Annotated in this window: 16 protein-coding genes and 1 riboswitch; of the genes, 6 read left to right on the forward strand and 10 right to left on the reverse strand. The window is 52.8% G+C overall.

Features of this window, described 5'->3' with window-relative positions:
* Positions 1-78 precede the first annotated feature (78 nt).
* Positions 79-1122 (forward strand): IS110 family transposase, encoded by a 1044-nt coding sequence (locus P8S54_RS06735; protein ID WP_281443235.1) that lies wholly within the window; start codon positions 79-81, stop codon positions 1120-1122.
* Positions 1123-1605: 483 nt separating this feature from the next.
* On the opposite strand, the gene P8S54_RS06740 is transcribed toward P8S54_RS06735, so the two are convergent.
* Together P8S54_RS06740 and P8S54_RS06745 are read right to left on the reverse strand one after the other, a co-directional pair.
* Entirely contained in the window at positions 1606-3672 is a 2067-nt protein-coding gene (locus tag P8S54_RS06740; RefSeq protein WP_281443763.1) for a DUF87 domain-containing protein, read from the reverse strand.
* A 46-nt stretch (positions 3673-3718) separates the two neighbouring features.
* Positions 3719-4219 carry a GNAT family N-acetyltransferase gene (locus P8S54_RS06745; RefSeq protein ID WP_281443764.1) on the reverse strand — a complete coding sequence of 167 codons (501 nt, stop codon included), beginning with the start codon at positions 4217-4219 and terminating at the stop codon, positions 3719-3721.
* Between the two features lie 224 nt (positions 4220-4443).
* Here P8S54_RS06745 and P8S54_RS06750 point away from each other — a divergent pair, with 224 nt between their 5' ends.
* From P8S54_RS06750 to thiC, 3 genes are all read left to right on the forward strand, one after another.
* On the forward strand, positions 4444-4608 hold the full coding sequence (locus P8S54_RS06750; protein ID WP_281443765.1) for a hypothetical protein: 165 nt from the start codon (positions 4444-4446) through the stop codon (positions 4606-4608).
* Positions 4607-4763: riboswitch (TPP riboswitch) on the forward strand. It overlaps the preceding gene by 2 nt.
* 85 nt (positions 4764-4848) lie before the next feature.
* Positions 4849-5517: a thiaminase II gene (gene tenA / locus P8S54_RS06755; RefSeq protein ID WP_281443766.1), complete on the forward strand. Its 669-nt coding sequence runs from the start codon at positions 4849-4851 to the stop codon at positions 5515-5517.
* Between the two features lie 52 nt (positions 5518-5569).
* Positions 5570-7486, forward strand: coding sequence for a phosphomethylpyrimidine synthase ThiC (thiC, locus tag P8S54_RS06760; RefSeq protein ID WP_281443767.1), 1917 nt, complete (start codon positions 5570-5572; stop codon positions 7484-7486).
* A gap of 16 nt (positions 7487-7502) precedes the next feature.
* Here thiC and P8S54_RS06765 read toward each other — a convergent pair whose 3' ends face one another.
* From P8S54_RS06765 to P8S54_RS06790, 6 genes are all read right to left on the reverse strand, one after another.
* On the reverse strand, positions 7503-8582 hold the full coding sequence (locus tag P8S54_RS06765; RefSeq protein ID WP_281443768.1) for an NAD(P)-dependent alcohol dehydrogenase: 1080 nt from the start codon (positions 8580-8582) through the stop codon (positions 7503-7505).
* 152 nt (positions 8583-8734) lie between these two features.
* Positions 8735-10363 (reverse strand): BCCT family transporter, encoded by a 1629-nt coding sequence (locus P8S54_RS06770; protein WP_281443769.1) that lies wholly within the window; start codon positions 10361-10363, stop codon positions 8735-8737.
* A 346-nt stretch (positions 10364-10709) separates the two neighbouring features.
* A complete protein-coding gene (locus P8S54_RS06775; RefSeq protein ID WP_281443770.1) occupies positions 10710-10889 on the reverse strand; it encodes a CsbD family protein in 180 nt (59 codons plus the stop codon).
* A gap of 287 nt (positions 10890-11176) precedes the next feature.
* Positions 11177-11716: a porin family protein gene (locus P8S54_RS06780; RefSeq protein WP_281443771.1), complete on the reverse strand. Its 540-nt coding sequence runs from the start codon at positions 11714-11716 to the stop codon at positions 11177-11179.
* Between the two features lie 190 nt (positions 11717-11906).
* Positions 11907-12416, reverse strand: a complete 510-nt coding sequence (locus P8S54_RS06785; protein ID WP_009095864.1) for a porin family protein — start codon at positions 12414-12416, stop codon at positions 11907-11909.
* 118 nt (positions 12417-12534) lie between these two features.
* Positions 12535-13455, reverse strand: a complete 921-nt coding sequence (locus P8S54_RS06790; RefSeq protein ID WP_281443772.1) for a DMT family transporter — start codon at positions 13453-13455, stop codon at positions 12535-12537.
* Positions 13456-13608: 153 nt separating this feature from the next.
* On the opposite strand from P8S54_RS06790, the gene P8S54_RS06795 reads away from it, so the two are divergent.
* A complete protein-coding gene (locus P8S54_RS06795; RefSeq protein WP_281443773.1) occupies positions 13609-14793 on the forward strand; it encodes an acetate kinase in 1185 nt (394 codons plus the stop codon).
* Positions 14790-16973: a phosphate acetyltransferase gene (pta, locus tag P8S54_RS06800; RefSeq protein ID WP_281443774.1), complete on the forward strand. Its 2184-nt coding sequence runs from the start codon at positions 14790-14792 to the stop codon at positions 16971-16973. Before P8S54_RS06795 ends, pta begins: the two co-directional genes overlap by 4 nt.
* A gap of 105 nt (positions 16974-17078) precedes the next feature.
* Here the strand turns inward: pta and cyoE are convergent, their stop codons facing one another.
* Positions 17079-18002, reverse strand: a complete 924-nt coding sequence (gene cyoE, locus P8S54_RS06805) for a heme o synthase (RefSeq protein WP_281443775.1) — start codon at positions 18000-18002, stop codon at positions 17079-17081.
* A 271-nt stretch (positions 18003-18273) separates the two neighbouring features.
* Positions 18274-19026, reverse strand: coding sequence for a DeoR family transcriptional regulator (locus P8S54_RS06810; RefSeq protein ID WP_281443776.1), 753 nt, complete (start codon positions 19024-19026; stop codon positions 18274-18276).
* Between the last annotated feature and the right edge of the window lie 47 nt (positions 19027-19073).

Genomic DNA, 19073 nt, shown 5'->3' on the forward strand with positions numbered 1-19073 from the left:
ACTCATTGAGCCTTCTCCCCCAGCTCAGCCCGTTTGGCTAAGCTGAAAAGGCGACCAAACCTAACAGGAGAAGACTCAATGAACTTTTACAATAGCACTCACCGTCACTACTGTGGAATTGATCTGCATGCCCGTAGCTTATATGTCTGCATCCTGGATCAGCAGGGCGAAACCCTTCTGCATAAAGAGATTCCAGCCAAACCAGAACCTCTGCTTCATCTGATCGAACCTTACCTGGACGATCTGGTCATCGGCACCGAATGCATGCACTGCTGGTACTGGATCGCTGATTTCTGTGAAGACCAGGGCATTACCTTCATTCTCGGCCATGCCCTTTATATGAAGGCCATTCATGGTGGTAAAACCAAGAATGACCGCGTGGATTCTTACAAAATTGCGGCGCTTATTCGAGGCGGTAATTTTCCCCTTGCATATGTCTACCCACGCAGCATGCGAGCTACCCGTGACCTGCTTCGCCGTCGAACTGGACTCGTTCGCCACGGCGCGGATCTCAAAGCTCATGTGGTCAACACCACGAGTCAGTACAACCTGCCACCCAACAAGGTCAATTTAAAAAATGTCAGTGCCAGAGAGCAACTAGGCAGAACCTTTGATGACCCGCTCGTTCAGCGCAATATCGATCTAGATATGGCCGTTTTAGAGTGCTACCACCGGGAACTAAGCCAGGTGGAATGGCTATTGGAAAAGCAGGCCAAAAAGCATCAGCCGACCTACTACCACTTATTAAAAACCATTCCCGGCGTTGGCCGTATTCTGGCCCTCACTATTCTGTATGAAGTGGGTGATATTCGACGTTTTGAATCTGTCCAGAAGTTCGCCTCCTATTCCCGACTGATCAAGTGCAAAGCCGAATCGGCCGGTAAGACCTATGGCACCCAGGGCAACAAGATTGGTAATGCCCATCTGAAGTGGGCTTTTTCTGAGGCTGCGGTGCTTTATCTGCGCAGCAATCCAGGCGCACAAAAGCTGTTGCAACGCTTCCAGAAACGCATGAGTAAAGCCAAAGCGTTATCAGCTCTGGCCCACAAGCTCGGGCGTGCGGTCTATTTCATGTTAAAGAACGAGAAGGTGTTTGATGAACAACGCTTTTTAACGAGTTAGTCACGCAGCAGGCTGATGATCAACGTCTAACTGGATCATCATGGAGTGTGCTGAAATAGGGTGTCTGTTGACTGATTTTGAGATCTGAACCCCGACTTCTACACCCAACTCGAAGCCCGTCGCTTTGATTATCCATCCTGCTGGCGTGCACCAATACCCTGAGCGAGTGGGCTTACACCGGCGCTGAACCTGAAACTAACTGGGACTGTAAAGTAACCCGCTTTTTGAATAGGACAGAGGCTGGTTAACCGATGAATGTCTAGTGCCCCAGACCCACCTGCAAGGAGCAACCCGGTCTGGCAGTGGTAAACCACCACGTTAAGAGAGCCTCAATAGGTGTTTGCTGTAAGCCACTCACAGCCAACGATGACAGATGAAGTAGGATCACTAGCTCAGGGACTTGCCATTGGCCGCTGACGCGGCCAATAAAAAACACTGCGGCCTATTGACAGAGAGAAGGCTCATAGGTGTTATGTGCGCATCTCATTCTTCTATCTCAGGGACTTCAAAAATCATTGGGACACTTGAGCGAAATGCCTTACCAGCAGCAATAGCTTGGCGAAATCTAAGTTTTGGCAAGGATTTAACAATTTCCTGACCAAAATAGTTAGCAAGAAATTCACTGCTCGTTTTATCAAACTCTTGAAATGAGACGATAGTGTTGCATTGGGTGAGAATAGTCTTCGAAACATTTGCTGTTCTTTGTGCAATAACTAACAACCCTACATTGTATTTCCTGCCCTGAAGTGCAATCTGGGCGATACTATTGAGTAAGCCCTGTGAAGCCTTGTCAGATACGCCTGCAAAGTTCCATTCGGGGACAATAGTATGTGCCTCTTCCAATACAAGGCATAACCTCTTGCCAAAATTATTTTCGGTCTTGGCGATGTGAAAAAGTATGCGGAAGAATGTCTTGGTGTACGTCAATACTCCGGAAGTATTTTCAACATGTGGCAATTCGAAGATGGCAAGCTTGTTCTCACTTTCCATGAACGCTTTAAGCTGATCATAAATTGTTCTTGATACTTCTTTCTTCTTGGCGCGTGAATTTTCAGTGTCTTTATTGTAATTATTCCCAATTTCCCGCTCGATGAAGTCGATATCTTTGAAAAGTTGCTCCGAAACATCTTGAGAAATAACAGACTGAGGATTTAGATCCTCAAATTTCCCTACGTACTCTCCAGTAAAGTCTATGCAGATAACTTTAGTGTCGTCTTCCTTGAGGTATTCTCTGATTAAGTTCCGTGAAAATACGGACTTACCTGTACCTGTAACCCCTATTACAGCCATATGGTGAGACATTGCCAATGGTTTGCTAAGTACAACAGGGTAGTTTGTATTTGGGATTCGACCAACGATAATTTCGTCATTCGCTATTGTTGGCTCATCAATATTAGAAGCTAAAAATACTGGAGTATTTATCTCAGGAACCCAGCCGAATTGCTCAAATTGAAGCCTCTCTAAATTCCACGTCCCAAGTTGGATTGCCTCTCCGACAATAAACCCTGACTCGTTCTTTTGTTCCAAACTTTCAATACTCGTGACCCCCTCAACAATTTGATAAAGAACTTCAGTTGAACCAACCTTGACTCCAAGCAACTGCCCTTCGCTGACTTCTATAGCTGAGTTGTAGGTAAATCTCAAATAGTTTATTTTGCTATGCTCGGTAACTATACCAACTAGTCGCCCAAGAAGGTCATTGGTCGGCACTTCTTCAATTTTATATACCACGTCACGTGATCCAGCTCCGACGAAGGGAGTTTTAGAAAAAACGTGATCAATAGAAGGACTTGCAAGGACTTTAACCCAGCTCTCCTGATTCAGAATATATTCTTCAATAATCAGACCTCGCCGGGGCCGCTGTTCAGGGCCATGCTTAAATTCAACGAAGTCAAAAGGTTGGCATTGACCAGAGCCACTTAATGCAGGAGCAAGTTTAACCAAAAAAGTGTTTTTAGATTTAACTCCAAAAATTTGACCTATCGCGCTTTTTGATTGATTTGATTTTTCCGGAGTTATCAAATCTTCCAAAGATCTCGCGAGAGATGGAAGATTGAGAATTGTGAAAACAATCCAGAAAACAAGCAATGCATCAAATTCATTTGAATCCGCACCAAACTGTTTATAAATACCCCACAAGAAGAACGCAGAAAAAAGGGCTTCCGGCTTTCCAATTTCTCGGTTTAGTCTAGATAAGAATCGAATAAGTTTGTTTTCATCAGCTAAAGGTAGCTGGCGAAACCAAAGCAGCCCGTAACTTGAAAACAATAGATAAATAGTGACAGAGAAAAACCCCCAGTATAAAAAATCCCTGTCAGGGGTATCCACTAACAATAACGAAATACCCGCTGTTACTGCGTTAACAAAGATGTTGGAATCTTTAGAAAAATGCGGTTGGTCTATGAGAGATAGCAATACGAGTAAAAGCAATCCTGACGTAAACCAAAACTGACCAAGTATGAAGGAAAATCCCCCAGTCAGTAGTCGTCCGACTATGAGTAGAGTAATAAGCGAGAGTGCTATCAACGTGAGTCTATATTTTTTTGTCATTTGTCATCCAAGATTGATCGATAACTCGTAGCACATAACGCTGCATTCAGCGGCTCGTCCGCTGCAATGCTTGGTTATATTGCTCTAACTCCAAACCCAAAAAGTGCGTTCCTGGAACAGGATTGTTCGTTACGGGTGGATGCTCAACAAATCCATATGATCTGTATAATTTCAAAGCAGTTTTGAACTCTGGAAGAACATCTAAACAAATTTTCTTGTAGCCACTGATAACAGCCTCTTGCAATACTCTATCAACTAGCAGTGTACCCAGATTGTGGCCACGAGCACTTGGTTGGATATAAACTCGCTTCATTTCACAGACCGACTCATCCAATCTCCGAAATGCAGCACACCCAACAGGCTTGCTGTCTTTTTTCACCAAAAAGATCTTTGACTCTTCAGAGCTATACTTTTCAGGTAAGTGGTTAAATTCCTGATCATTACCTTGAAAAGAAAGATCTACCGAGGTGCTGGCAACATACTCGCGGTACAAATCAAGAACATCATTTAGATCATCAGGAAAAACTGCTCTTACTACCTTGAACACTTTCCTCTCCTAGCGATATAACAGTGATTATATCCCCTGCTGCATAACCTCAATGAACGTGCGGGCACATTGATTGAGGTTATGCAGCCACAAAATTGACTTTACCCCATTAATTCCATTGAAAGCAAAGCGAATTTTGGCTACATAACCAAAATCCGCGTGCTTGCGTGTTTTGCCCTGTTCAATAAAACTGTGTTTATGGACAGCCACCAAGGGTGGCTCTTATGAAACTGATGGAACGCGTCAAGGCGAGCCTGCGGGTCAAGCGCTATAGCTTCCGTACTGAGAAAACCTACTGCTACTGGATTCGCTTTCACAATTTGCGGCACACTGCACTTAACTTACCCCCTTGCATCTCCCCCACCCGCAGCCTAGACTCCGCTAACTAACTGCTTGACGGGGTGCCGGTGAATCCGGCTGAGATGGCGCAGGGCGTATCTGCTGATACTGCCAAAGCGCTGGTCCCGCTGAACCTGATCCGGCTAATGCGCTGCTCCTAGATGAGCGCGCGGGTACCGGCGTAGGGATCAAGCGATGGCCTTGGCTAGCTTTCACGACTGCACGCCACCTTCCACGCCATCTTCTCGATCTTTATCGCCTACCTCCGGATCACCACTACCGGAGGCATCATGGGCTACCACTTTACTGATCTCACCACCGCCTGCCAAACCGATTGGCGCGCCTATATTGAGCACGATTTTGTGCGCCAGCTGGGCAACGCCACGCTGCCTGATGCATCGTTTCGCCACTACCTGAAGCAGGATTACCTGTTTTTGATCCACTTTGCCCGCGCCTATGCGCTGGCCGCCTACAAAAGCCCCACCCTTGCCGACCTGCGCCAAGCCCATGAAGGTTTAAAAGCCATTGTGGATGTGGAGCTGGGCCTGCACGTGGGCTTTTGCCAAGAGTGGGGCATCAGCGAAGAAGAGCTTGCCGAGCTACCAGAAGCCCGCGCAACCCTGGCCTACACCCGCTATGTGCTGGATACCGGAAACCGTGGCGACCTGCTCGATTTGCACGTAGCGCTGGCCCCTTGCTTAGTGGGCTACGGCGAAATCGCCAACTGGCTGAACGCTCAGCCAACCACGGTGCGCGGCGCGCAAAACCCCTTTGACGCCTGGATTGCCATGTACGAAGGCGAAGAGTTTCAGGCCGCTATGCAGGCGGAGCTTGAATGGCTCGATGCCCGCTTGGCCGATGTCACCCCTGCCCGCTTTGCTGAACTTGCCAAAATCTTCCGCGATGCCACGCGCCTGGAAATCGACTTCTGGCAGATGGGCCTGGAACTCAGCGAATAACCCCCCCTCACGCACGACCTAAAAACACCAAAAACAAAGGAAGACCACCGAAATGAATAAGACCGTCAAGAGTAAAACCAGCCACTTTTTAGCCGAAACCGCCCAGGTAGATGCCGCCGCCGTGGCGCCGCTGCCCGCCTCGCGCAAGGTGTACGTAGAAGGCTCGCGGCCGGATATCCGCGTGCCGTTTCGGGAAATTACCCTATCACCCACTAAGACCAGCAGCATTGATGAACAGAACCCGCCGCTGCTGGTGTACGACACCTCCGGCCCTTACACCGATCCAGACGCCCGCATTGATTTGCGCAAGGGCCTGCCAGAACTGCGCCGCACTTGGATTGAGGAGCGCAACGACACCGAGTTTTTAGACGGCCCCACCAGCCATTACGGCAAGCGCCGCGCCAACGACCCAACGCTTGCCCAGCTGCGCTTTGACCTAACCCGCACCCCGCGCCGTGCCAAAGCAGGGAAAAACGTTACTCAGCTACACTACGCCCGCCAGGGCATCATCACGCCAGAAATGGAATTTATTGCCATCCGCGAAAACCAGCGCCGCCAGGCGTTGGGCACTGCAGAAGTAGAGCGCATTCTGGGCCATCAGCATGGGGGCCAGAGCTTTGGCGCCAGCCTGCCCAAAGAGATCACCCCGGAGTTCGTGCGCGATGAAGTCGCTCGTGGCCGGGCGATTATTCCCTGTAATATCAACCACCCAGAATCCGAGCCGATGATTATTGGCCGTAACTTCCTGGTGAAGATTAACGGCAACCTGGGTAACTCGGCGGTCACCTCTTCCATTGAAGAAGAAGTCGATAAAATGACCTGGGGCATCCGCTGGGGGTCAGACACCATCATGGACCTCTCCACCGGCCAGAACATCCATGAAACCCGCGAGTGGATCATCCGCAACTCGCCGGTGCCGATTGGTACGGTGCCCATCTATCAGGCGCTGGAGAAAGTAAACGGCGTTGCCGAAGACCTCACCTGGGAGGTCTTCCGCGATACCTTGATTGAGCAGGCGGAACAGGGCGTGGATTACTTCACCATTCACGCCGGCGTGCTGCTGCGCTATGTGCCGCTCACCGCCAACCGCGTCACCGGCATTGTTAGCCGTGGCGGCTCTATTATGGCGAAGTGGTGTTTGTACCATCATCAGGAGAGCTTCCTGTATACCCACTTCGAGGAGATCTGCGAGATCTGCAAGCAGTACGACGTGGCGTTCTCCCTTGGCGACGGCCTGCGCCCCGGATCAATCGCGGATGCCAACGATGAAGCGCAGTTCGCTGAACTCGAAACCCTGGGCGAGTTGACGAAGATCGCCTGGAAGCATGACGTTCAGGTAATGATCGAAGGCCCCGGTCACGTGCCCATGCACTTGATCAAAGAGAACATGGATAAGCAGCTTGAAGCCTGCCACGAAGCGCCGTTCTACACCCTCGGCCCGCTCACTACCGATATCGCCCCCGGTTACGACCACATTACCTCGGGCATTGGGGCAGCGATGATCGGTTGGTTTGGCTGTGCGATGCTCTGCTACGTGACGCCGAAAGAGCACCTGGGCCTGCCCAATAAAGATGACGTCAAAACCGGCATCATTACCTACAAAATTGCTGCCCACGCGGCAGATTTAGCCAAGGGCCATCCGGCGTCGCAGCGTCGTGATAACGCCCTTTCTAAGGCGCGCTTCGAGTTCCGTTGGGAAGACCAGTTCAATCTGGGCCTAGACCCGGATACCGCGCGGGAATTCCACGATGAAACCCTGCCGAAGGATTCCGCCAAGGTGGCGCACTTCTGCTCGATGTGCGGGCCGAAGTTCTGCTCCATGAAGATCAGCCAGGAAGTGCGCGATACCTACCGGGATCGCACACCTGAGAACGCCGCCGAGAGCGATGCGGAAGCGGTGAAGCGCGGCATGCAGGAGCAGGCGGAGAAGTTCCGCCGGGAAGGCAGCGAGCTATACCAGGAGGTGTAGCCCGCCATCCACGGCGCTAGGCAGTGCTTAGCGCCACTTTTAATACGCCATCGCGCTGATGGGAGAAAAGATCGTAGGCTTCGACGATATCCTCCAGCGCGAAGCGGTGGGTCACCATGGGGCCAAGATCTAGGCGCCCGGCGGCGATGGTGCTCATCAGCCGGCGCATGCGCTCTTTGCCGCCAGGGCACAGTGAGGTAATGATTTTGTGATCACCCAGCCCCGCACAGAAAGCACCCAGAGGAATCGTTAAGTCTTCGGAGTAAACGCCCAGGCTGGATAGGGTTCCGCCAGGTTTTAGCACCCGCAAGGCAGACTCAAAGGTTTGCTGTAGGCCAAGTGCCTCAATAGCCACATCCACACCCCGCCCACCGGTCAGCTTGAGAATTTCTTCCACGACATCCACTTTACGGAAATCCAGCGTGATATCCGCACCCATCTGTTTGGCTATCGCTAATCGCTCATCCACACCGTCTACCGCGATAATCATCCCGGCCCCGCGTAACCGTGCCCCTGCCGTGGCACATAGCCCAATGGGGCCTTGGGCAAACACCACTACGGTGTCGCCAATGTTGATACCGCCCGCCTCTGCGCCTGCAAAACCGGTCGACATAATGTCGGGGCACATCAACACTTGTTCATCGGTTAAGCCATCCGGCACGGGCGAGAGGTTGGCCTGGGCATCGGGCACCAATAAGTATTCCGCCTGGGCGCCGTCAATGGTGTTGCCAAAGCGCCAGCCGCCCATCGGTTTATAGCCGTGGCTGTGGTGGCCGCCATCTTGCGAGGAGCAGCCATCCTGGCAGGCATAAGAGGTAAAGCTGGGGCAGATCGCACCGGCAATCACCCGCTGGCCTTCTTGGTAGCCTTTAACGTTGGCGCCGAGTTTTTCAATCACGCCCACCGGCTCGTGACCGATGGTTAGGCCACGCTCAACCGGGTATTCGCCTTTTAAGATGTGGACATCGGTACCGCAGATGGTGGTGGTAGTCACGCGCATTAGCGCATCGTTGGGGCCGATATCGGGAATGGGCTTGTCGTCAATTTCAATACGGCCTGGCTCAACAAAAATCGCCGCTTTCATCATGGTAGGCATGGCGCACACCTTAAGTAAGAGGAGTCATAACACGTCACTCTTAAGCGTAGGTGATTAAGCGGTTATTGATAGCCGCTAAACATGCGCCATGTCACGTTGTGGTGCGTTAATCGACAAGCGCTGCCCGGCTAGCTGCAGCGCCCACCAGGGCGTTAATTGCGCTTAAAGTTTTCATCCGGCGTAACGGGCGTTGCCTGGGTGCCAGCATCATCCAGGTCGGCCCACGGTTCACGCGGTGCCTCGGCACGCGAACCGGTACGTGCGGCAAAACGCTCGCCATGCAGCGCCTTAAGCAGCCCAAACACCATTAAGATCACCACAACTGAAAACGGCAGCGCCGCCATGATGACCGCAGATTGCAGCGTTTCAAGCCCGCCAGCCAGCAGCATGACAGCCGTGAGCAGCCCAAGCGCCGCCCCCCAAATAATGCGGTGCGCGGTGGGCGGGTCCGGGTCGCCCCCGGCTAAAATTGTGTTAATCACCAGCGTGCCCGCATTGGCAGAGGTGATCAGGTAGGTAGCAATCAGCACCACTAATACGGCTGATAGCCCTACGCCCAATATGCCTAAGTTCATCGCTGATACGGTCGCAAATAGCGCAGTTGCGACATTTTCATCTACCGCTTCGACAATGCCGCCCGACCCAAACAGTTCATGATAGAGCGCGGTGCCACCAAACAGGCCAATCCAGATAATGGTGATTACGGTAGGTACCAGCAGCACGCCCATCACAAACTCACGGAAGGTACGACCACGGGACACCCGTGCGATAAACATGCCGACAAACGGCGACCAGGCCAGCCACCACCCCCAGAAGAACACCGTCCACTCTGACTGCCAGCCGTCAGCAACGGTCGCGTTGGTATGAAAGGTCATGCCGAATATGTTTTGCAGGTAGTCACCGGCAGACTCGATGGTGAGTGCAATGAGGTACTGGGTAGGCCCAAACAACAGCATAAATGCCACGACCGCAATGCTCAGCCAGAAGTTCGCCTCTGAAAGTAGGCGCACACCACGCTTAACACCGGAGACCACTGAGAAGGTCGCCACGCTCATAATCACCGCGGTAATCAGCAGCTGTAGTTTGACCGAGGACTCCAGCCCAAACACGGCTTCTAACCCTGCATTCATTTGTTGAACGCCTAGCCCCAGGGTCGTCGCGATACCGAACACGGTGCCAAACACCGCGAGTAGGTCGACCATGTCACCCAATAGGCCATGGTTACGCTTGCCTAGAATGGGCTCCAACCCAGAGCGCACCGTCAACGGCAGGTTGCGCCGATAGGCAAAGTACGCCAGCACGAGGGCAACAAAGGAGAAAATCGCCCAGCCGTTCAACCCCCAGTGGAAGTAGGTAAGCCGCATGGCCACCCGCGCCGCCTCTGGGCTCATGCCTTCGGCAATAAAGGGGTTTTCTTGAAACTGCAAAATGGGCTGCGCGACCGCCCAGAACAGAATACCGACCCCGGTGCCTGCGGCAAACAGCATCGAAACCCAGGAGAAAAACGTGAACTCAGGCTGCTCAAAATCGCCCCCCAAGCGCACGTTTTTGTAACGCCCAACGCCTAGCCAGATCATAAACAGCAGCAAAAATGCCACCAGCAAGACGTAATACCACTCAAGAAAGGGGTTCAATGTGCCACGGATACGATCAAGGACTTCTGCAAGATGCTCAGTAAAAAACGCCCCATACCCCAAAGCAACCACCACCATAATAATGGCGATAAGCGTGACGCGGGCATTCATTCCCTTAAACAATCCCGACGTAGCTTGGCGATACATCACATCTCCTCATTAAGTCTTTTGGTTTTTGTTTTATTCTAAACATATAGCGACACCAACCCAATGCACCTTTATGGCTGCAAGAAAGCTTAACGCCAAATGCGTGGCCAGCGCCTAGGGAAGATGGTGCAGAGTAAGCTGGGTGATGAGCGTGGTAAATCTGCTTTTTGGGTAGTGATAAACAGCCCATGGTGGGAAACGCTGGACGCTGCGGGGCGTAGCATTACAGCGATAACTACTTTCGGTAACTATTTTTAATAACTACTTTTTAAAATCAGTTTGTGTAAACGCATACAGGGGCCGAAGGCCCCTGTATTAATAACTGCTAAGTATTTGCTAAGCGTTATTACTTTTTCAGTTTATCTTTGGCTTCACCCTTGCCTTTTTGCAGTTCGCCTTTCGCCTGCTGGGCTTTACCTTTAACTTCTGTTTCGGTGCTATTGGTCATCTTGCCAGTCGCTTCTTTTACTTTACCCGCAGCTTTATTGCCCGTACCTTTAATTTTATCAGTTTTACTATCAGTCATGACGAACACCTCTAATCCGTTAGTAGGGAGAGTGACGCATAGCACGTGTCAATCACACGGCTGTTATCAGGCGACACCTTACTAGCGTAGACCTTGTTAGAAAATTTGCTCAATTTTTAGCATTTTTAAAGCCTCAAACTACGCATTCCGCCAACGAACCATTAAGCCAATAGGCAAAAATAAAACACAGCCCGATTTATCCAGGCGTAAAAATAGTAAAACCCCACCGCTTGAAAGCGATGGGGTTTATATTCATCTTGTATGGCGTAGCGAACGCACCCGCTGGTTTAGAAGCGGTAACGTAGACCAATGCTGTAAGCGTCCAGGTCGTAGTCTGACTTGCTCAGGTAGCGTGTGATGTCGGCGCTAATTGCAAGAGTATCAGAGACATCGAACTCAGCACCGGCACCGAATGAAACGTCATCGTCACGGCCGCTTTCGCTTAAACCGTACCCACTAGCAGTGAGTTTTACTTCGGAATAGCCTAGCAGGCCAAACAGGCGGGCAGACTCACCTAACGGCACAATGCCTTTTAAGAAACCGCCGACGAGGTAATCCAGCTCAATATCTAATCCGTAGTTGCTATCAGATCCACCCGTAGCGCCATGCAGCTCAACCGCTAGATAATCATCTAGCTTCATGCCTGCCACAAGCCGAAGGCCTACAGAGTTAAAATCACTATCAACACCGTCAAAATCCAGATTCCAGGCCATAGCGTCGGCACCGATATAACCCTGGGGATATCCGGCTTGAAATGATTGCGCTTGGGCAGCGTTAGCTAATAGCAGTGAAGAGGTAATTAGAAACACTTTAGCCGACTTTTTCATCTTATTCCCTTGTTGTAATTGCACTATCAAGGTGCCTTAATCAAGCCACAAATTTTAACTAAAATTAATAATGGTTACAATTTATTGTTTTACGCGCAATCATCAGCATGATGCATAAAAAAAAACCCACCGCTTGGAAGCGATGGGGTTTACAGTCATCTTGTATGGCGTGGCAAACACGCCCGCTGGTTTAGAAGCGGTAACGTAGACCTACACTGGCCGCATCAAACGTGTAGGCAGATTTATCCAGGTAGCGCATGTAGTCGGCGCCAATGGAAAGGTTGGGGGCTACATCCATCTCGGCACCTGCACCGTAGGAGAAACCGGTTTCACGATCGCGGTCAAAGTCTACTTCCGTGAAACCCGCCAAACCGTATAAGCGTACTTCTGGGGCGATAGGAATAATCCCCTTGGCATAGGCACCCACCAAGTGGTCTAGCTCTACATTACCGTCGGAGCCGCCGGTACCAAGATGGCCTTCAAGGGCAAAGTATTCGTTAAACTGCGCGCCACCGCGTAGGCGTAGACCGACATCATCCCGGGAGGAGCCACGGTCTGGGTCTAGGCTCCAGAACATAGCATCGCCGCCCACGTAGCCTTGCGGGTATTGAAAAGATTGCTGCGCTTGAGCCGATGCCGCGAAAGCACCCGCACCAACCAGAAGCGCTGCGGAGGTGAGTGATAAAACGGTCATCTTCATAGATAAAGCCTCAATTAAAAAACAGTGTTTCCTTACGTTTTAGAAGTGTGGCTTAACCCTATAAAGAACGCAAATATTTTGCCGCGCTTGCTTTTAATTTCCTTTTTTCTTCACCTTTTCACCTACCTTTTGACAGGCTTAATACGACAATACCACCCACCACTACCGCACCACCGACTAACTGCCCTGGGCTAAGCATCTGCCCTAATACGAAATAGCCAATCACCAAGGAGGCAACCGGTTCGATATTCATCACCGGCGCGTTACGCGCCATATCCAGGCGTGGCACGAAGATAAACAGTACCGAGAATGCCGAACCGTACAGGAGCGCTAAAAGCGTTAACCCCATCCAACCCGTGCTGTTTTCCGGCAGGCCCATTCCGCCTGGCACAGCCCCCAGTAGCCCACCGATAATCATCGCGATAAATACGGTTTGCATGGTGAGCAGGCTGCGTAATGTGCTGCCAACCCCTGCCAAGCGGTGCTCGGTGACCCATAGCGCGCAGGCAAACGCAAAGGCCGCGCTTAACCCAAAACCAATGCCCGCCAGCCAGCCTGGCCCCATGGCATCGGCGTCCGCTATCCAGCTAGGAATATCGAGCACCACCAGCAGCCCAACTAAAATGGTGCCCATAATCACACAGCTGCGCAGCGAAGGCCGCTTTCCCCCCAACGCCCAACTTAATAGCGCCAGTTGAATCGGAAAGGTATTCACTAGCAGCAGCGCAATCACCACCGGCAGCCGTGCCACCGCTGAATAGAGGCTGACGCTTTGGATAGCGATTAATAACCCCACCGCTAATTGCCAGGGCCAGCTGCCCGGCGGTAGCCAAAGTCGCTTTTTTTGGGCAATGACCAATGCCAGCAAAATGAGGCAGGCCACCCCCGAGCGAGTGAGTACGGCCAGCAGGAGGCCAGTGCCGTTATCAAACGCCAAACGTGCCGACACATGGTTAGCGGCAAACATGGTGGCAACGGTCATCATCAGCAAAATAGCCAGATGCCGGGGGAGTAGCGCAGGGGGTGCAGTAGAAGACATAGCAGCAGAGCGGCTCATGGTAGGTATGATAAAAAGTAGCTAACCGACATTTTACATAGAAGGCTAACGAAATACCGCGCTAATATCCTGCAGCGCAGCATGTTAAACTAAGGTCTACCCCCTCTTTACGCTAACTACTTTACAAAGGTTGTTATGAACGCACCGGTGCTGGTTATAAATTGCGGCTCATCGTCTATTAAATACGCCTTGATTGATTCAGACCCACAGGCGCCACGCTTGGCAGGCTTAGCGGAACGTTTAGGCAGCGAAGAGGCGCGTATAAAAGGCAAAAACAGTGCCGGTGAGAGCTTTACCCAAACGCTGCCCAATGCTGATCATGCAGAAGCCCTGAACGCCATTTTGGAGCGTCTTGAAGGCCGCATACCCGGCGCCGTTGGTCACCGCATTGTGCACGGTGGAGAACACTTTACCCAAGCAGCGCTGATCGATGATAGCGTGATTGACGCCATCAATGCGACGTCAGCACTGGCGCCTCTGCACAACCCGGCTAACTTGGCCGGTATTGCTGCTACGCAAAAAGTGTTCCCTGACCTTCCCCAGGTGGCTGTCTTTGATACCGCATTCCACCAAACCTTGCCGCCCCGGGCCTACCGCTATGCGCTGCCTGAAGCGCTCTATACTGAGCATAGCATTCGTCGCTACGGCTTCCACGGCACCAGCCACGCTTTTGTCAGTCAGCGTGCCGGTGAACTCAGCAGCCGGGGTGCTGGCGGCTGGCTAGTCGCTCATTTGGGCAACGGCTGTTCTACCAGCGCTGTGTGGAATAACCAAAGCCTGGATACCAGCATGGGCCTAACCCCGCTGGAAGGCTTGGTAATGGGCACCCGAAGCGGCGATGTCGACCCAAGCCTGCATGCCCACCTGCACCGCCAGCTGGGCTGGTCGCTGGATGAGATCGACAGCGTGCTCAACAAACAGAGCGGCCTGCTGGGCCTTTCTGGCCTTACCAACGACATGCGTGAAATAGAAGACCAAGCATTGGCCGGGCACAGCGGTGCCCAACTGGCACTGGATGTATTCTGCTACCGCGTGGCCAAATCGCTGGCGGCGCTCTCCTGCGCCCTGCCCTCCCTTGATGGCGTAATTTTTACCGGTGGTATTGGCGAGAACTCACCTACCGTGCGCCGTGAGGTGCTCGCCCTGCTGCCCCACTTTGGCTTTAACCTGGACGAGTCGACCAACCAAGCGACGATTCGTGGCAAAGAGGGCAAGCTGGATAGCACTGGCCACAGCGGCCCGGAAGTGTGGGTGATACCCACCGATGAAGAGGGCCGTATTGCTATGGAAACTCGCCAACGCGTGGAGACCCCCGAATGAACAGTATGCCTGACCAACCCCAAGCTATCTTATTAGTGCCAACCAGCGTAGGCGCTGGCCTTACCTCAGCCTGCTTGGGATTAATTCAAGCGCTGGATACCATTGGCTTAAAGGCCGGTTTTTTGAAACCGTTCATGCAGAACGAATTAAACGGCCCAGGGCTAGACCGCTCGACGGCGCTGGTATCGCGCACGCTTAACCAGCGTCCGCCATCGCCTATTTCTCAGGCACGCCTGGAGCGTTTACTACGTGATGACCATACCGATGAGCTGATGGAAAACGTGGTCGAGCTTTACGAGCAGGTTACCCAGCAGGCGTACCGGGATGGCAGTGCTCTGGATCTTATTGTGGTGGAGGGGGTCGTGCCCACCCAGCACACTACCTACGCAACCCAGACCAACGCGCAGCTAGCCGATGCGCTCAACGCGCGGATCATCCTGGTCGGCACCGGCGATTTACACCAACCTCAGCGGCTAGCCGAAGAGCTAGATATGCACGCCCGCAGCTTCGGTGGCGTTAGCTCCACCCGAACCCTGGGCGGCATTTTAATGCGAATGAAGAACCTCCCCTACGGGCAGGAGGACGACCTATCTGCTGCGCCAGGCACTATTAAGCCGCAGTTAGAAGAGCCGGTGCTTAACGAACTGCGCCGCTACTCACCCGCGCTGGCCACGGATAGCTTTCACCTGATCGGTGTGGTGCCCTACAGCAAAACATTAAGCGCGCCGCGCACGTTAGATGTTGCCCGTGCGTTAAATGCCAAAATGCTGAATGAAGGGGATGCGGCCAGCCGCCGGGTTCTATCTACAAGTCTGTGTGCCCGTAGCGCGGCCAATGCGCTGCATATTTTCAAACCCGGCAGCTTGGTCGTAGCATCAGGCGACCGTGATGATGTAGTGCTGGCCTCGGCCTTGGCCACCATGAACGGCACTCAGCTAGCGGGCGTTTTGCTCACCAACGGCTTTATGCCTAACGACAACATGATTGAAATGTGTCGCCCGGCACTCAAAACCGGCCTGCCGGTACTCGCGGTTGAAACCGACAGCCTTACCACGGCACAAAACCTGAGCCAGCTCAGCGGCGAAATCCCTATGGACGATTTCGAACGCGCCGAACAGGTCGCCCGCTACGTGGCCGCTCACCTTGATTTAGAGTGGCTGAAAGCCAAGCTCAGCCGGGGCTATACCCGCCGCCTCTCGCCCTCTGCTTTCCGGCATCAGTTGGTCAAACGCGCACAGCAGGCTAAAAAGCGCATTGTGCTGCCCGAAGGTGATGAGCCACGCACCATCGAAGCGGCGATTATCTGCCAACGGCGCGGCATTGCTGACTGTGTATTGCTAGGCAAACGAGACGATATTGAAAACGTCGCCCGCCACCGAGGGTTAACGCTCCCCGAGACGCTGACAATCATCGACCCAGAGAGCAGCCGGGCTAATTACATTAGCCCGATGGTGGAACGCCGTCGTGGCAAACTCAACGAGATCACCGCAGAAGCCCAGCTGCAGGACAACGTGGTACTTGGCACCATGATGCTGCAGCTAGACGAAGTGGATGGGCTAGTGTCTGGCGCGGTACACACCACCGCCAATACGGTTCGTCCCGCGTTTCAATTGATCAAAACCGCCCCCGAATACACGCAGGTGTCGTCGATCTTCTTTATGCTGCTGCCAGAACAGGTGGTGGTGTACGGCGACTGCGCGGTGAACCCAGACCCTGATGCCGAAACCCTGGCCGAAATCGCGCTGCAGAGTGCTCGCTCGGCAGAAGCCTTTGGCATCGAACCCCGCGTTGCCATGATCAGCTACTCCACCGGCGACTCCGGCACCGGCGCCGATGTGGATAAAGTGCGCGAAGCCACCCGCATCGCCAAAGAGCGGGCGCCGCATCTTGCCATAGACGGCCCACTGCAGTACGACGCCGCGGCTATTGAGAGCGTTGGCAAGCAGAAAGCCCCGGACTCCCCGGTAGCAGGCCGTGCCACGGTGTTTGTGTTCCCCGACCTCAACACCGGCAACACCACCTACAAAGCCGTACAGCGCAGCGCCCGAGTGGTTAGCGTTGGGCCGATGCTGCAGGGCTTGAACAAACCGGTAAACGATCTTTCCCGAGGTGCTTTGGTCGACGATATCGTTTACACCATCGCCCTAACTGCCATGCAGGCCAGCCAGCGGGAAAGCTAAGCGATTAGAACGGCCAACAGAATAGAACGGCTAACATAGAGGCCCCGACATTGCTCGGGGCCTCTATGTTAATAAGCACTATATTTTATTTTGCAAAGGGGGGCGTTACGCCCACATAGGCACCATGGCTTCAAGCACCATCACCAAGCTCATCGCGGTAATGGTGAGGATGGAGACACCAAAAATCTTTTTGGCCCAACGCACATCATCCTCTAAGCGAAAGCCACATAGCGCCAAGTAAAGCCAGTAGCCGCCCATCGCCAACGCCACAAGGAGGTAGCCTGTACCCGCCTGGCTTGCCAACGCAAGGGCCAATGAGGCGGGAATAAACGCGATGATATAGCCAAGAATGTGGTGTTTTGCCCGCTTAATACCGTGAACCACCGGCAAAACGGGAATAGACGCCCGCTGATAATCCGCATAGCGGAAAATCGCAATGGCATAGGAGTGGGGCATTTGCCACAGGCAGAAAATAATCAACAGCATTAGTGCGCCGCTGTCGAACTGCCCGGTGACCGCGCAGTAGCCAACAACTGGCGGCATCGCGCCGGAAAGGCTGCCCACTAAGGTGCCGTACTCAGAGTGGCGCTTCATATAGAGGCTATACACTCCTACGTAAACGCCCCAGCCAATCACCGCCAGCGCCACGGCCAAACCGTTGGTCCCTAGCGCTAAACACACCACCCCCACCACCCCAAGCAGCGCCGAAATCCCCAGCGCCTGAGTGATCGAGATGCGCCCTTTCGCCAAAGGGCGGTGACGCGTGCGCGCCATCAACGCATCAATATCACGGTCGATAACGTTATTACACGCACAGCCCGAAGCAATAATCAGGGATATGCCCACGATCACCGAGATAAACGTGACCCACTCAAAGGCTCCTTGCGCCGCTAAAAAATACCCCCCAACGGTCGCAATCAAATTGCCACCGATAATTCCCGGCTTGGTAAGCGCCAGCAAGTCGCGCCAGCGGCTTGGGTTACTCTTTAGCCGACCATCATGTTGAGTTACCGATGCTGCATGTTCCATAAGCGAGCCCTTACCACCAGGACGACAATCGTCAGTATTAAAACGAAGACATCAAGCCTCAGCCTGCGCCTGCTTTGTTGTTCTTATACGTATGCTCTTACGTGCGTAGCTGCTGCCTACATCACATACAGCATTGCACGCTGGCAATGACAACCACCCATAGGTGCCGACACTGCCCTGTCGTTTATTAAGGCCGCAAATGAAATCACGGTTAGCACTAAACATAGCAGAAGAGTGGCAATATAGAATTTAACGCTATCGAAAAATATCGCTAAATAACGGTACTTACGGCAATTCCCTCACGGGTAGCGGCTCGTTCATCGTCGGTCACCACACTATCGAAATCAGATAAAGAGGCAAAATAAGCAGGCCGCACCACCCCAAACTTACTGGCATCCACCACTAAAATTCTTTGCATTGCAGTGGCAATGGCGGCTTGTTTCGGTGCTACTTCGTGAAAATGAAAGCAGCTAACACCCCGCTCGCAGTCTACCCCCGCTGCGGAAATAAGCGCCTTATTAATCCCTAGGCGTTCAATAGCGGCCCCCATGTCATCGCTACCAAACGACTGCGACGAGGCATAAAACAGCCCGCCCAGCAGCACTAACCGCACATTGGCAAGGCCTGCTACCGCATTGGCGACATTCAACGCATAAGTAACAACGGTTAACTCGCGAAAGTGGCTTAGCTGGCCAAGCAGGGGTATGAGCGTTGAACCACAGTCGATAAACAGCGTGTCCCCTTCTTCAATAACGCGAGCAACGTGCTGACATAAGCGATGCTTAACCTGGTAGTGGTTCGCTTCCTGCTCGGTGAGGTCATAGACCGGCGTAACCCCTGGGTAGCCTGCCATCACCAACCTGCCCCCTAATAGGCTGATGGGCGAAGGATGGGTCGTCAGGTCGCGACGAATGGTCATTTCAGACACGCCGCAAAGCTCAGCCGCCTCCCGCAAATGTAGCGTGCCGCCACTGGTAAGCGCTTCCTGCAAGCTGGCCAGGCGTCGTGTACTACGGTCACTCATGGCTGAACTCTCCTTTTTACATGCACTGTTAGCCGCGTAGAGCACAT

The organism is Halomonas sp. M1, from assembly GCF_029581375.1.
GTDB lineage: Bacteria > Pseudomonadota > Gammaproteobacteria > Pseudomonadales > Halomonadaceae > Vreelandella.